Here is a 15,230-nt window from a genome sequence, read left to right on the forward strand (position 1 = left end):
GCTCGTTCCCATAGCGCGTCATGACATCCGTTCGCACGCGTGCGGCGGTACTGCGCGCCGCCGACGGTCCCTTCCGGATCGAGGATGTCGAGCTCGACGCACCCGGATATGGGCAGGTTCTCGTTCGCATCGCGGGAACCGGCATCTGCCACAGCGACTTCCTGCCCCGCACCCCGATGTGCAAGCCGCCGATCATCGCGGGGCACGAGGGGGCGGGCGAGGTCATCGATCTGGGGCCCGGCGTCACCGACCTCGCGGTGGGCGACCATGTGGTGCTGTCGTTCGACTTCTGCGGCGCCTGCCGCAATTGCCTCGATGCCCAGCCCGCCTACTGCGAATCCTTCTGGCCGCGCAATATGTCCGGCTTCCGCCCGGGCCGGCCGACCACCGTGCGGGATGCCGCCGGGGAGCCGGTCATGGGCAATTGGTTCGGGCAGTCGTCGTTCGCCGGACTCAGTGTGGTGTCGGCGCGCAATGCCATCAAGGTCGATCCGGCGCTGCCGATCGAGCTGCTGGGACCGCTGTCCTGCGGCATATTGACCGGCGCGGGTTCGGTTTTCACCTCCCTCGGCGTCGGCGCCGGAGACTCGCTGGCGGTCTTCGGCACCGGCACGGTGGGACTGTCGGCCGTCATGGCGGCCAAGGTGGCCGGGGCCGGCACCATCGTCGCGGTCGACCGCAATCCGGATCGGCTGATTCTGGCCGAAAAGCTCGGGGCCACACACGCTTTCGTAGCTGATGCGGACAATCTGACGGAGACGATCAAGGCGCTGGTCCCCGGCGGGCTGGACTTCTCCCTCGACACCACGGGAGTGCCGGAGGTGGTGTCGAGCGCCATCGACGTGTTGCGGCTGCGCGGGGTGTGCGGCTGTGTCGGTGTGCAGCTGAAACCATTGACGGTCCGCCCGGATCAGCTGGCCCTCGGTCGCACCGTCAAAGGCATTCTCGAAGGCGACAGCGTGCCGAAACTGATGATTCCCAAGCTGATCGAGCTGTGGCGGCAGGACCGCTTCCCGTTCCACGAACTGATCGAATTCTTCCCGCTCACGCGCATCGATGCCGCCGAGCAGGCCATGAAATCCGGTGCGGTGATCAAACCCGTACTGGTTCCAGGAAAGGACACCCAATGACCGTGGATTACGGCTCGCTGTACATCGGAGGGGTGTGGACCCGGCCGTCGTCGGAGCGGCGGATCGAAGCGTATTCGGCGAGCACCGAGGAGCTGCTGGGCACCGTGCCCGCCGGCGGCCCGGCCGATATCGATGCGGCGGTGGCCGCCGCGCGGCGGGCTTTCGACGATCCGAACGGATGGGCGACCTGGGAACCGGCGCGCCGCGCTACGGTCCTGGAGCGCTTCGCGGTCGAATTGCTCGCGCGCAGTGATGAAATGGTGCGCCGGGTGAGTGGACAGAACGGTATGCCGATTCGCTTCGGCAAACCCGTCGAGGGCACCGTCCCGGCGACCATGCTCCGCTACTACGCCGAGCTCATCCGGCAGCTGCCCACCGCCGAGGTGCGCCGATCGCTCGTAGTCGGCAAGACCGAGGTGCGCCGCGAACCCCTCGGCGTGGTCGGCGCGATCGTGCCGTGGAACTTCCCGCAGACCCTTGCCTTCTTCAAGATCGCCCCCGCACTGGCCGCCGGCTGCACTGTCGTGATGAAACCATCCTCGGAGACCGTGCTCGACGCCATGCTGGTCGCCGAGGCCGCCGCGGCGGCGGAACTGCCTGCGGGCGTGCTGAATATCGTTCCCGGCTCAGGACGCACGGCAGGCGCGCACCTGGTCGCCCATCCGGGCGTGGACAAGATCGCGTTCACCGGCTCCACCGATGCCGGGCGCGCGATTGCGGAAACCTGTGGGCGACTGCTGAAGCCGGTCACCTTGGAGCTCGGCGGCAAGTCCGCGGCCTTGATCCTCGAGGATGCCGACCTCTCGGCCGTCATCCCGAACCTGTTCGCGGCCAGCCTCATGAACCAGGGCCAGAGCTGCTACATCTGCACCCGCATTCTCGCGCCGCGCAGCCGCTACGGCGAGGTCGTGGACGCGCTCAGCGATATGGTGCGCTCACTGAAAATCGGTGACCCCCTGGACCGTTCGACGGTCATCGGCCCGGTGGCCAGCGCCGCGCAGCGGGAGATCATCGAGGGCTACATCGCCAAGGGCAAGGCCGAAGGCGGGCGCATCACCGTCGGCGGCAGCCGCCCCGCCGGGTTCGACCGCGGCTGGTACGTCGAGCCGACCGTCTTCGCGGACGTGGACAACAACTCCACCATCGCGCGCGAGGAGATCTTCGGCCCCGTGCTCGCGGTCATCCCCTTCGACGACGACGCGGACGCGGTGCGCCAGGCCAACGACTCACCCTACGGCCTCGGCGGCACCGTCTGGACCTCCGACGCGGAACGCGGTGCGGCCCTGGCCCGCCGGGTGCAGACCGGCAGCATCGGCGTCAACGGCTACACGATGGACCATGGCGCACCGTTCGGCGGTGTCAAGGACAGCGGCCTGGGCCGCGAGCTCGGACCCGAGGGCCTGGCCGCGTACCAGCAGTACAAGTCGATCTATCTGCCGTGATGTTGAGGGGGCGACAGGCGAAGTATCAACCACCGTGAGACAAACCGGCGCCGAACCACAGGGTCCGGCCGAACTCATCGTTGTCAACCCGGCGACCGGGACACAGATCGGTACCGTTCCCGTCCGGACGCCGCCGAGGTCGCCGCACTCGCCGAACGCGGGAAGTTCGCCATCGACGGTCCGGGGCGCTTCGGGCCACTCATCCCCATCGTGAAGGTCGCCGATGCGGAGGAAGCCCTGCGGCCGGCCAACGACTCGAAATATGGTCTCGCCGCGACGATCCGACCCGCGACCGCAAGCGAGGCGAGCGGGCGGGCAAGGGCGCGAACCTGCGGCCCCGGGCCCTGCTGGCCGCCCGCAAGATCGGTCGAATCGACTGATCGACCAACTGTGTGAAAGCTGCAGCCGCCCAATGGTTTCGGCGGGTATGTGACGGATGGAAGACATGAGGAAGAGATGACCGTTCGGATGATCGGCGATTGGGCCGAGATCGTGGACCTGTCGGCGCTCGGCGGGTGGATGGATGCGCAGGGGCTGCCAGAGGGGGAGATCACCGATCTCGCCCCGCTGGGCGGCGGCACGCAGAACATCATGCTGCGGTTCGCGCGTGGCGGCCGTGAGTTCGTCATGCGCCGCCCGCCGAAACATCCCCGAGCGGTGAGCAACGAGGTGCTGCGTCGGGAGGCGCGTCTGCTCGGCGCGCTGCGCGAAACCGACGTGACCACACCACGTTTGATCGCGGCCTGTATGGATGAGTCCGTGCTCGGCGGCTCGGTGTTCTATCTGATGGACCCGGTGGACGGCTTCAATCCGGGGGCGGAGCTGCCTGACGCGTACGCCGGAGACGACTCGATGCGGCATGCGATGGCGCTGTCGGCGGTCGAGGGCATTGCCCGGCTCGGGAATGTCGACTACGAAGCTCTGGGGCTGGCCGATTTCGGCAAACCCGACGGGTTCCTGGAGCGTCAGGTGTCACGTTGGCTGCGTGAGCTCGAGGGTTACGGCACCAACGATGGCTATAGCGGGCCGGATATCCCGCATCTGGACCGGGTCGCGCGCTGGCTGGAGGGCAACCGCCCGCGGAGCTGGCGGCCGGGCATCATGCACGGCGACTGCCACCTGGCCAATATGATGTTCCGTTGGGACGTACCGGAATTGGCGGCGATGGTCGACTGGGAGATGTCTACCATCGGTGATCCACTTCTGGATCTCGGCTGGCAGATCGCGACGAGCCCGGCCGGTGCGGCGGGTGCGGCGGTGACCCCGGCGTTGGCTGCCGCCGGGGGAGTGCCGACCGCCGCGGAGATGATCGAGCACTATGCGCGATTCTCCGATCGGGATCTGAGTGCGATCAGCTGGTACACCGTGCTGGCGGGATTCAAGCTGGGAATCATCCTGGAGGGCACGTACGCGCGCGCCGCGGCGGGCAAAGCGCCCCGGGAGATAGGCGACAAGTTGCACGGGATCACCGTGCAGTTGTTCGCCGAGGCGGCCGCACTCATCGGCTGAGGCCGCGACGGCGTGGGGCGGTGATCCTGACCCGGGATCACCGCCCCACCGCTGTATTCAGCCCCGCACCGCCCGCAAGAACGCCGCGGTGTCGGTGAGCTTGACCCGGGGTCGGCCCGCCGCGGCGCCCGCTGCTCGTTCCGTGGCGTCGATGGCGGCCCACCCTTCGCGGTTCACGACCTCCGGCTGACGCTGCACCACCAGGTCGGCCAGCGCTTCCCGGCCCGCGCTCGGAGCCCGCAGTGCGCCCGCGACGAAATCGGAGATCAGCTGGTCGACAGTCTCTTTCGAGTCCGTCTTGTTGGTGCCGATGACCCCGCGCGGGCCACGCTTGATCCACCCGGTCACGTAGACGCCGGGGGTAACCCGGCCGCGCTCGTGCGGCACCACACCTCGGGTGTGGTCGAACGGCAGACCATCGATCGGTTCGCCGCGATAGCCGATCGAGCGCAGCACCAGCCCGGCCGGCAGCGATTCGGTGGATCCGATTGGTTCGGCGCGCAGCCGGTCCGCATCGCCCACCAGAGCGTTGCGCACGATTTCCACGGTTTCGACCCGGTCGCCGCCCCGGAGCGAGGTGGGAGAAGTCAAGTAGCGGAAGATGATTCGCTTGTTTCCTGCGATCGGGAGCCGGTCGGCGTACTCGCCCGCGAGATCGACCTTCAACACCAGTGACGGCTCGGCTTCGGGATCGTCGATCCGGGCCCGGGTGACGGGATCGAGCTCGAGGTCCCGCTCGTCGACGACGATGTCCACGCCCGGCAGATGACCCAGCGCCAGGAATTCCGGCGTGGTGTACGCGGCCTGCGCCGGGCCGCGCCGGCCCAGCAGGACGACCTCACGCACAGCGCTGTGCCGCAGTGCTTCCAGCGCATGATCGGCGATATCGGTTGCTTCCAGCTGCACGGGATTCATGGTGAGGACGCGCGCGATATCGAGGGCCACATTGCCGTTGCCGACGATGACCGCGCGTTCTCCGGACAGATCGAACCGGCGGTCCGAGTACTCGGGATGCCCGTTGTACCAGGCGACGAACTCGGTGGCCGAATGGCTGCCGGGCAGATCCTCGCCGGGGATGCCCAGGCGGCGATCGGTGCTCGCGCCCACCGCGTAGATCACCGCATGGTGGTGCTCGAGCAGCTCCTCCTGTGAGATGTGCTTACCGACTTCCACATTCAGGTGCATACGGATGGCTTCGCGGCCGAACCCGGCGTCGAAGGCGTCGGTCACCGTTTTGGTGACCGAGTGGTCCGGAGCCACGCCCGCGCGCACGAGACCCCATGGCGTGGGCAGTTTGTCGAATATCTCGACTTCGACGTCGGCGCGGGCACGCAGCTCCAGTGCCGCGTAGCAGGCTGCCGGTCCCGCGCCCACGATGGCGACGCGTAAGGTGCCCAGTTCCTTTGCCGGTCGCGTCGCCACGGGCAGTGGTGCGAGGTCCGCTTCGAGGGGATGCCGTTCGAAGTAGGCGGCGTTGATGTCCCGGTACCGCGTCAGGGACGCGGTGAGCTCGTCTTCGGGGAAGATCGCCTGCACCGGGCAGCTGTCGGCACAGGCTCCGCAGTCGATACAGGTGTCCGGGTCGATGTAGAGCATCTCGGCCGTGGCGAACTCCGGCTGATCCGGGGTCGGGCGAATGCAGTCCACGGGGCATTCGGCAATGCAGGTGGCGTCGTTGCAGCAGCGCTGCGTGATGACGTAGGCCATGGCGCTCCTCGGTAGGCGTCTGGTCGAGCGATTGACTGACCGCCCGTACGGTCACAATAATGCGTCATACCTACCCAGTAGAAAAGAGGACCTGTGGTGAGTGAGAACAATGGCGTGCTTGCGGGCCGTATCGCCCTGATCACCGGCGGCAGCCGCGGTCTGGGCAAAGAGATGGCCCAGGCGTTCGCCGCCGCGGGCGCGGATCTGGTGATCGCCGGCCGCCGCATCGACAGCTGTCGTGACCTGGCCGCGCGGCTGAGTGAGAAATACGGCTGCCGCGTACTGCCGGTGGCTGCCAATGTCGGCGACTGGGCCGACTGCGACGCGCTGATCGAGTCCGCCTACGCCGAATTCGGCCGGATCGACGTGCTGGTCAACAATGCCGGTATCGCGCCGCTGTATCCGAGCCTGGCCGAGGTGGGGGAGTCGTTGTTCGACAAGGTGATCGGGGTGAACCTGAAGGGCCCGTTCCGGCTCACGGCGGAGATCGGCACCCGGATGGCCGCAGCCGGCGGCGGGTCGATCGTCAACATCACCTCGGTGGCCGCCACCCGTTCCGATGTCATCGCACTGCCGTATTCGGCCGCCAAAGCCGGGCTGAACAATCTCACCGAAGGGTTCGCGCAGGCATTCGGTCCCACCGTGCGGGTCAATGCGATTCAATGCGGGCCGTTCGAGACCGATATCGCCGCCCACTGGCCGGAGGCGTTCCGCGCCCAGTTCGCCACCACCGTCGCGCTGGGCCGGCCGGGCCGTCCCGACGAGATCATCGGGGCCGCGCTGTACTTCGCCTCCGATGCATCCTCCTTCTGCACCGGGTCGATTCTGCGGCTCGACGGCGGCATTCGCTGACCGGGTTGATCGGTGATCTCGATGGAGAACTTGACTGACCGGACGTACGGTCATGATAATGGGCAGATGATCCAGCCCAACGAAGAGCAGCCGGCGTTCCTCCGCAAAGAAGGTCACGTCGCGATCATCACGATGAACCGCCCGCACGTCATGAACGCGGTCAACGCCGCCATGTCGATCGCGCTGCAAGCAGCGGTGGACGAATTCCTCGCCGACCCGGAACTGCGCGTCGGCATCCTCACCGGGGCCGGCAAGGCGTTCTGCGCCGGCGCCGACCTGAAGGAGGTCGCGGCGGGGCGTTCGCTGATCGGGCCGGATCAGCGTGAGCGCGGCTTCGGCGGCATCGTGAAGCGGATCATCGACAAGCCGCTCATTGCGGCCGTGAACGGTTACGCGCTCGGCGGCGGCACCGAATTCGTGCTCGCCTGTGATCTGGCGGTCATGAGCGCCGACGCCACCCTGGGTTTGCCGGAGGTGCGGCACGGCATCATCGCCGCCGGTGGCGGGTTGCTGCGGTTGGCGCGCAAGGTGCCGCCGGCGATCGCGCTGGAGGCGCTGCTCACGGGTTCGCCGATCGCTCCCGAAGAGGCGCTGCGGTGGGGTCTGGTCAACCGCGTGGTGCCCGCCGACCAGGTTTTCGCGACGGCGCTGGAACTGGCAAACAAGATCACACGCAATGCGCCGCTGGCGGTCCAGGCGAGCAAGCGGGTGCTGTATCAGGCCGCGGCGCTGTCGGATTGGGGCGAGGACGCCTGGCGGCTGTCCGATCAGGCGGCGCGGCTGATCATGAAGACCGCCGATGCGAAGGAAGGCCCGCGTGCTTTCGCGCAGAAGCGGGCCCCGCAGTGGGAGGCGCGATGAACGCGGGAACCGGTCGCGCCGCCATCGCCGGGCTTGGTTTGACCGAGGTCGGCAAGGTGTATGGGCGCAGCGCAACGGATTTCGCCGCGGAAGCCGTTCGTCTCGCGGCGGCCGACGCCGGGCTCGCGGTCACCGATATCGACGGGCTGCTCGTCAGTCCGGGCACACAGGGCTCGCCGAAGCTGTCGTTGCAGAAAGTTCTCGGGCTGCGGGACCTGCGACTGCTCGCCGAGGTCGTCGCGCTGGGCGCGAGCCCGGCCGCCATGATCGCCCTCGCGGCGCAGGCCGTCGCCGGTGGCGAGGCGACCGCGGTGGCATGCGTGTTCGCCGACGCTCCGCTGAAGGAGAAGGGTTCGGCGCGTGACGCTTTCGGCAAACAGCGCGCTGTGCCCAGCGGGTTCTCCGCTTATCACCTGGGAATCGGCGCGATCACGCCGAATCTGTTCTACGCCATGGCCGCTCGACGGCATTTCGAGACCTACGGCACCACCAGCACACAGCTGGGAGCCATCGCGGTCGGGCAGCGGGCGTGGGCGGCCGGCAATCCGGTGGCCCAGTTCACCGCGCCGATCACCCTGGACGATCACCAGTCCTCACCGCTGATCGCAGATCCGCTGCACCTGCTCGACTGCTGCCTCGTGTCCAATGGCGGCGCGGCCGTCATCGTCACCTCCGCCGAGCGGGCCCGCGAGCTGGCGCAGCCGCCGGTCGATATTTTGGGCTGGGGGCAAGCGCATCCCGGTCAGCTCATGCACCGCGATTCGCAGTTCGGGTTGCGCACCGGGGCTGCCGTCGCCGGACCCGCCGCGCTGCGGATGGCCGGAGTCGGGGTCGAGGATGTGGACCTGCTCGAGCTCTACGACAGCTACACCTTCACCGTCCTGGTCACCTTGGAGGACTACGGATTCTGCGCCAAGGGCGAGGGCGGTGCGTTCGTCGCCGACGGCAAGCTGGGGCCCGGCGGCGGTCTGCCCTGCAATACCGGTGGCGGCCAGCTCTCCAGCTACTACCTGACCGGATTCACCCCCATCGTGGAGGCCGTCACCCAGGCCCGCGGCCACGCGGGCGCACGCCAGATCGACAAGACGGATGTGGTGATGGTCAGCGGCAGCGGCGGTGTCCTGGAACATCACGCCACCCTCGTGCTGAGCGGAGCCGGACGATGAGCGACCAAGCGACAGTGGCGATCTGGCCACCCATGCAGCGGGACAGCAAGAGCGCCGAATTCTTCGATGCCGCCCGGCGTGGCGAGCTGGTGATCAAGAAGTGCGGTGGCTGCGGGGAACTCCTCGCTCCCGAAGCCGCGGTGTGCACCACCTGCGGCGGCACCGAACTCACCTGGGTGCCCGCGGCGGGGACGGGCACTCTGATCACCTGGACCGTGGTCCACCGTGCGCCCAACCGGGCCTACGCCGAGCTGGTGCCCTACACGGTCGGCGTCGTCGAACTGGCCGAAGGGCCGTGGATTTACGCGCGCATCGTCGGAACGCCCGGCGCGGCGGTACCTGTGCGGGTCGCGTTCGAGCACCCCGCAGCGGGGGAGAGCTACCCGATCTGGACCACCGGAACCGGCGCAGCCACAGAGAGCGACAACTGATATGGCCGAATTCGACCTGGCGACACTACACGAAGCCATCGCCGACGTACTCGCCGAGGAACCGTGCGTGATCGCCCAGCGGACCTACACCTGGCGCGAGACCACCGACCGCACCCGCCGCCTGGCCGCCGTGCTGCGCGGGCACGGGCTGGGCGAGCGGCGCGAGGTGGAGAACGGTTGGGAGACCGGGCAGGACCACCTCGGGGTCTATCTCTACAACGGGCCCGAATACCTGGAGGCGGTGCTCGGCGCGCACAAGGCGTCGGTGGCGCCGTTCAACATCAACTATCGGTACACGCCGACCGAGCTGGCGTACCTGTTGCGAGACGCCGAAGCCAAAGTTGTCGTCTTCGGCGGGCACTTCGCGCCCACCTTGGCCGAGGCGCTGAAAGAGCTCGACCACACGCTGGTGCTGCTCCAGGTGGACGACGGCAGCGGGGCGGCACTCCTCGACGGTGCGCTGGACTATGAATCCGCCTTGGCGGCAGCCGATCCCGCCGACGGCATCCCCGCGGCCGGACCCGATGACCGGCATCTGCTCTACACCGGCGGCACCACCGGCATGCCCAAGGGCGTGATCTGGCGAGTCGGTGACCTGGTCGCCGGACCGCTCGGCGTCCGCAATGTCGAGACCCTCCCCGACGCCGTCGCGCGGGCCATGCGCATCCGCGGGCGAGTGCTCCCGGCCCCGCCGCTCATGCACGGCGCGGGCACCGGAATCGCCCTGGGCGGCTGGCTGTCCGGCGCCACCGTGGTCATTCAACCGCACCCGGAACGCCTCGATGCCGCCACCCTGCTCGATACCTGTGCACAGCACGGCGTGACCTCCATGGCCATCGTCGGCGACGCCTTCGGTGTCCCGCTGGTGACCGAACTGGAGCACAGTCCCCGCGATCTCCGGCCGCTGCGCCTGATCGTCAACAGCGGTGCAGCCCTGCGTGAATCGCTGAAGGACCGGCTGCGAGAGCTCCTGCCGCAGGTCCGCGTCAGCGATATGCTCGGCTCCTCCGAAACCGGCCTGCACGCCAAGCGCGGCGCGGACGGCAAGACCTTCGCCGCGCGCGGGAACACCGCCCTCATCGACGAAACCCGCACCCGCGTGGTCGAACCGGGCTCCGACGAGATCGGCTGGCTCGCCCAGGGCGGCGCCATCCCCGTGGGCTATCTCGGCGACCCGGACAAGACCGCGGCCACCTTCGTCACCATAGACGGCCGCCGCTACTCGGTCCCCGGCGACAAAGCGCGCGTCACCGCCGACGGCACCTTCGAATTCCTCGGCCGCGAAGCCACCACCATCAACACCGGCGGCGAGAAGGTCTTCGCCGAGGAAGTCGAACTCGTCGTGCGGGGCCTGCCCGGCGTCGCCGACGCGGTCGTGGTCGGCCGGCCCAGCGAGAAATGGGGCCAGGAGGTGGTGGCGCTGTACCAGCCCGCCGACCTCACCGTCACCGACCAGCAGTTGCGCGACGGCTGCCGAGAAGCCTTGGCGGGCTACAAGATTCCCAAATCGTTCATTCGCGTCGACCGCATCGGACGGCACGCGAACGGCAAGACCGATTACGCGTGGGCCAACGCGGCGGCGACCAGCACGGCACAGGAGACACGATGACCGACACCGCCCTCATTCCCGATCTAGGCAATCCGGCCACCTACGTATCCGGTTTCCCGTATGACGCGGTCGCCCGGCTGCGCCGTGAATCCCCGGTCTTCTGGGTGCCCGAACCCGCCACCGACGACTTCGCCGGTGGTCCCGGCTTCTGGTACGTCACCCGGCACGCCGACGTCATGGCGGCCGGCAAGCGCCCCGAGGTGTTCAGCTCTTACGAGGGCGGCACCTGGGTCCGTGAGGTGTCGCCCGCCGAGCTCGAGATCCAGCGGCAGGCCATGCTCAACATCGACCCGCCCATGCACACCCAGATGCGCAAGATCATCAGCAAGGCGTTCACGCCGCGCGTGGTCAACGGCATGATGGAATCCATTGCCGCGCATGCCGATCGGATCGTCGAATCGCTCGGCGACGGCGGCGAGCTGGACTGGGTGGAGCGCGTCTCCTCGGAAATGCCCCTGCTCGTGCTGGCCGATATTCTCGGCATCCCGTCGGAGGAACGGCATCTGCTGTTCGACTGGACCAACCGCATGGTGGGTTTCGACGATCCGGCGGCGGTGGACAAGAAGTCCTACGTCTCGGCGTTCTACGAGCTGTTCGCCTACGCCCGCAGCCAGACCGCGGCCAAGCGCGCCGACCCGACCGACGATGTGTGGAGCCTGGTCGTCAATGCCGAGGTCGACGGCCGCACCCTCACCGACGACGAACTCGACCGCTTCTTCCAACTGCTGGTCATCGCGGGCAACGAGACCACCCGCAATATGCTCAACGGCGCGGTGCTGCTGCTGGCGGAGAACCCGGAACAGTGGCGGCTGTTGCGTGCGGACCCGAGCCTGATGCCGCAGGCGGTCGAGGAGATCCTGCGCATGTTCCCGCCCATCCTGCAGTTCCGGCGAACCTGCGTGCAGGACATCGAATTCGGCGGACAGCAGCTCAAAGCCGGTGACAAGGTGGTGCTGTCCTATGCCGCCGCCAACCGGGACGAGACGGTCTTCGAGAACCCGGACACCTTCGACATCACCCGCAAGCAGAACCCGCACGTCTCCTTCGGCTTCGGCACTCACTTCTGCCTCGGCAGCGGCGTGGCGCGGCTCGAAGGGCGAGTGCTGCTCACCAAGCTGTTCGACCGATTCCCGAGCATCGAAGTGATCGGCGAACCGGCGCGATTGCGGTCCAACTTCGTCAACGGCGTCACCGAACTGCCCGTGCGGCTTTCGCGCGCGGAGGGACAGTAGGTGCCTTCCGATCTCTGGTCCACGCCGGAACGACAGGACCTGCGCAAGCTGGTGCGCGACTTCACCCTTCGCGACATCGCCCCGAACATGGACGTCTGGGAACGAGCGGGCGAACTGCCACGCGAGTTGCACGCCAAGGCGGGCGAGCTGGGACTACTGGAGCTGGCCTTCCCCGAATCGGTCGGCGGTGCAGGTGATTACATCGATCTGGCGATCCTGATCGAGGAGCTCATCGGCAACGGCGGCAGCCCGGGCCTGTGCGGGTCGCTGCTCACCCACACCATCGCCGCACCGCATATCGCGGCGGCCGGGGAACCGGAGCAGGTCGAGAAGTACGTGCGGCCGACATTGGCGGGCACGAAGATCGGATCGCTGGCGATCACGGAACCTGGCACCGGCTCCGATGTCGCGTCCGTCGGCACCCGGGCGGTGCGCGACGGTGACCACTACATCGTCGACGGCGCGAAAACCTACATCACCTCCGGCGCCCGCGCCGACTACGTCACGACCGTCGTCCGCACCGGCGGCCCCGGCCACCGGGGACTGTCGCTGCTGATCGTGGACACCGATACGCCCGGCTTCACCGTCGGTCGCAAGCTCGAGAAGATGGGCTGCCTGTGTTCCGACACCGCCGAACTGTCCTATGACGGTGTGCGCGTACCGGTTTCGAACCTGGTCGGCCCGGAGAACAGCGCCTTCGCCCAGCTTATGACCAGGCTCGACGGGGAACGCCTGAACCTCGCCGTCCAGGCCTATGCGACCGCACAGCGCGCCTACGACCGCACCGTGCCCTGGGTACGCGAGCGCTCCACCTTCGGCCAGCCGCTCGCGCAGCGCCAGGTCATCCGCCACAAACTCGCCGAAATGTCCCGGCGCGTCACCGTGGCCCGCGTCTACGTCCGGGATGTGCTGACCCGCTACGTCACCGGCGAACCGGTCGGCAGCGAAGTCGCCATGGCCAAGAACACGGCCGCCATGACCTGCGAATACGTCGTCAACGAAGCCGTGCAGATCTTCGGCGGCATGGGCTACATCCACGAGAACGAGGTCGAGCGTCTCTACCGCGACAGCCGCATCCTCACCATCGGCGGCGGTTCCACCGAAATCATGAACGAGGTCATCGCCGAATCGCTCGGCCTCGACAACTGAACAGCGACAACGGATTACGAAAGGCAACCCGAGTGGGGCACTATCGCAGCAACGTCCGCGACCTCGAATTCAACCTCTTCGAGATGTTCGGACTCGACAAGATCCTCGCCTCGGGCGGCTTCGGTGACTTGGACGGCGCGACGGTGCGCCAGATGCTCGCCGAAGCCGCGAAGCTGGCGGAAGGTCCGGTGGCGGAAGGGTTTTCGGATGCCGACCGCACCCCGCCGACCTTCGACCCGGCCACGCACACCGTCCGTATCCCCGAGTCCTTCAAGAAGGCCCTGCGCGCCTGGCGGGACGCCGAATGGTTCCGCGTCGGCCTCCGCGAGGAAGTCGGCGGCGTGCCCGCCCCCGCCATGGTCACCTGGGCCATCACCGAATTCCTGCTCGGCGCCCAGCCCGGTATCTATTTCTACCTGACCGGCCCGGTGTTCTCCAGCATCCTGCACGGCATCGGCACCGTGGAGCAACAGCGCTGGGCAACCCTTGCCGTGGAACGCAATTGGGGCACCACCATGGTGCTCACCGAACCGGACGCGGGCTCCGACGTCGGTGCCGGCCGCACCCGCGCCATCCCGCAAGACGACGGCTCCTGGCACATCGAAGGCGTCAAACGATTCATCACCTCCGCCGACTCCGACGACCTCTTCGAGAACATCGCCCACCTGGTCCTGGCCCGCCCGATCGGGGCGGGCCCGGGCACCAAGGGCCTCAGCCTCTTCTACGTCCCCAAGTTCCACTTCGACACCCACACCGGCGAACCCGGTGCGCGCAACGGCGCCTTCGTCACCGGCCTGGAACACAAAATGGGCCTGAAGGTCTCGGCAACCTGTGAAATCACCTTCGGCGCCCACGGCATCCCCGCCCAAGGCTGGCTCATCGGCGACATTCACAACGGCATCGCCCAAATGTTCCGGATCATCGAAACCGCCCGAATGATGGTCGGCACCAAGGCCATCGCCACCCTGTCGACCGGTTATCTCAACGCCCTCGACTACGCCCGCCACCGCATCCAGGGCGGCGACCTCACCGCCATGACCGACAAGACGGCCCCACGCGTCCCGATCATCCGGCACCCCGACGTCCGCCGGTCCCTGATGTTGCAGAAGGCCTACGCCGAGGGCCTCCGCGCGCTCTACCTCTTCACCGCCGCCCACCACGATCCCGAAGCAGCGCAGCAGGTCTCAGGCGCAGACCCCGCCCTGGCAGCACGCGTCAACGACCTCCTCCTGCCGATCGTCAAGGGCGTCGGCAGCGAACGCGCCTACGCCATGCTCACCGAATCCCTGCAAATCCTAGGCGGTTCCGGCTACCTCCAGGACTACCCGATCGAGCAGTACATCCGCGACGCCAAGATCGACTCCCTCTATGAGGGCACCACCGCCATCCAGGCCCAGGACTTCTTCTTCCGCAAGGTCGCCCGCGACGGCGGCGCGACACTGGAATTCCTCCTCGGGATGATCGGCGAAACCGCCGGCGAGGAGGCAGGGCTCACTGTCGAGCGCCGGCTACTCGGAGATGCCGTCGAGGACGTCCGCGCTATGGCCGCGGCGCTGACCGGCTACCTGGCTGCCTCGAAGCAGCATCCCGAGGAGGTCTACAAGGTCGGCATCGGTTCGGTCCGGTTCCTGTTCGCGGTCGGCGACCTCGTGATCGGCTGGCTGCTGGTCCGTCAGGCCGAAATCGCGGCGACCGCACTGCAGTCCGGCAGCGCCGAGCCACCGGACGTGGCCTACTACTCCGGCAAGGCCGCCGTGGCCTCCTTCTTCGCCAAACAGGTGCTCCCGATGCTGTCCGCGGTCCGCACCGTGCTCGCCGATCTCGACAATGACATGATGCGACTCGACACAGCGGCGTTCTGATAGCCGGCAGTGCAGTCGATTCGGCCCCGCGGCTTCGTGATTCAGAGCCGGTCATGGCGGACGCGGGTGTGGCGTGGAAGTATGTACGCTGCTGGCGCACCGGCTTTCGGCGTTGTTGCCGATGATCATCAATTTCCTTGCCACACCGTCGGCTTCCCGTCTGACACTCAGTGAGCGCTAGACCACGGGAGAATCTGCACTCCCGTGCCTCACGACGACGGGAAGTTGTTGACGTTCGCCCACCTTGGCACGAATCGGCCTGTGCTGCTTCTGATTTCGC

The 15,230-nt window shown here is 67.6% G+C and carries 13 protein-coding genes; 12 read left to right on the plus strand and 1 reads right to left on the minus strand.

The genetic code is table 11. From position 1 onward, the window contains the following. Positions 1-20: 20 nt before the first annotated feature. The 4 genes from NY1_RS01670 (at position 21) to NY1_RS01680 (ending at position 4,081) form a co-directional block, all read left to right on the plus strand. Positions 21-1,130 (plus strand): NAD(P)-dependent alcohol dehydrogenase, encoded by a 1,110-nt coding sequence (locus tag NY1_RS01670; RefSeq protein ID WP_067707043.1) that lies wholly within the window; start codon positions 21-23, stop codon positions 1,128-1,130. Continuing rightward, a complete protein-coding gene (locus tag NY1_RS01675; RefSeq protein WP_067707046.1) occupies positions 1,127-2,572 on the plus strand; it encodes an aldehyde dehydrogenase in 1,446 nt (481 codons plus the stop codon). Before NY1_RS01670 ends, NY1_RS01675 begins: the two co-directional genes overlap by 4 nt. 201 nt (positions 2,573-2,773) lie before the next feature. After that, positions 2,774-2,968: a hypothetical protein gene (locus NY1_RS45045; protein ID WP_369690425.1), complete on the plus strand. Its 195-nt coding sequence runs from the start codon at positions 2,774-2,776 to the stop codon at positions 2,966-2,968. A 60-nt stretch (positions 2,969-3,028) separates the two neighbouring features. Then, positions 3,029-4,081, plus strand: a complete 1,053-nt coding sequence (locus NY1_RS01680) for a phosphotransferase family protein (protein WP_084534528.1) — start codon at positions 3,029-3,031, stop codon at positions 4,079-4,081. 57 nt (positions 4,082-4,138) lie between these two features. On the opposite strand, the gene NY1_RS01685 is transcribed toward NY1_RS01680, so the two are convergent. Next, entirely contained in the window at positions 4,139-5,788 is a 1,650-nt protein-coding gene (locus NY1_RS01685) for an FAD-dependent oxidoreductase (RefSeq protein ID WP_067707048.1), read from the minus strand. A gap of 114 nt (positions 5,789-5,902) precedes the next feature. Here NY1_RS01685 and NY1_RS01690 point away from each other — a divergent pair, with 114 nt between their 5' ends. The 8 genes from NY1_RS01690 to NY1_RS01725 all read left to right on the plus strand — a co-directional run bounded on the left by NY1_RS01690 (position 5,903) and on the right by NY1_RS01725 (position 14,950). After that, a complete protein-coding gene (locus NY1_RS01690) occupies positions 5,903-6,640 on the plus strand; it encodes an SDR family NAD(P)-dependent oxidoreductase (protein ID WP_067707826.1) in 738 nt (245 codons plus the stop codon). 66 nt (positions 6,641-6,706) lie between these two features. Continuing rightward, positions 6,707-7,501: a crotonase/enoyl-CoA hydratase family protein gene (locus NY1_RS01695; RefSeq protein WP_067707051.1), complete on the plus strand. Its 795-nt coding sequence runs from the start codon at positions 6,707-6,709 to the stop codon at positions 7,499-7,501. Beyond that, complete coding sequence (locus tag NY1_RS01700; RefSeq protein ID WP_067707054.1) at positions 7,498-8,667, plus strand: thiolase family protein; 1,170 nt, start codon at positions 7,498-7,500, stop codon at positions 8,665-8,667. Before NY1_RS01695 ends, NY1_RS01700 begins: the two co-directional genes overlap by 4 nt. Continuing rightward, positions 8,664-9,098, plus strand: coding sequence for a Zn-ribbon domain-containing OB-fold protein (locus tag NY1_RS01705; RefSeq protein WP_084534529.1), 435 nt, complete (start codon positions 8,664-8,666; stop codon positions 9,096-9,098). The genes NY1_RS01700 and NY1_RS01705 overlap by 4 nt, the downstream gene beginning before the upstream one ends. Position 9,099: 1 nt before the next feature. Further along, positions 9,100-10,707 (plus strand): AMP-binding protein, encoded by a 1,608-nt coding sequence (locus NY1_RS01710; protein WP_067707059.1) that lies wholly within the window; start codon positions 9,100-9,102, stop codon positions 10,705-10,707. Continuing rightward, positions 10,704-11,939 carry a cytochrome P450 gene (locus tag NY1_RS01715; protein ID WP_067707062.1) on the plus strand — a complete coding sequence of 412 codons (1,236 nt, stop codon included), beginning with the start codon at positions 10,704-10,706 and terminating at the stop codon, positions 11,937-11,939. The genes NY1_RS01710 and NY1_RS01715 overlap by 4 nt, the downstream gene beginning before the upstream one ends. After that, the gene (locus NY1_RS01720; protein ID WP_067707064.1) at positions 11,940-13,088 is read left to right on the plus strand and encodes an acyl-CoA dehydrogenase family protein; all 1,149 of its coding nucleotides are present in this window, start codon (positions 11,940-11,942) and stop codon (positions 13,086-13,088) included. A 32-nt stretch (positions 13,089-13,120) separates the two neighbouring features. After that, the gene (locus tag NY1_RS01725) at positions 13,121-14,950 is read left to right on the plus strand and encodes an acyl-CoA dehydrogenase (RefSeq protein WP_067707067.1); all 1,830 of its coding nucleotides are present in this window, start codon (positions 13,121-13,123) and stop codon (positions 14,948-14,950) included. Positions 14,951-15,230 lie beyond the last annotated feature (280 nt).

The organism is Nocardia yamanashiensis NBRC 100130 (assembly GCF_001613325.1).
GTDB lineage: Bacteria > Actinomycetota > Actinomycetes > Mycobacteriales > Mycobacteriaceae > Nocardia > Nocardia yamanashiensis.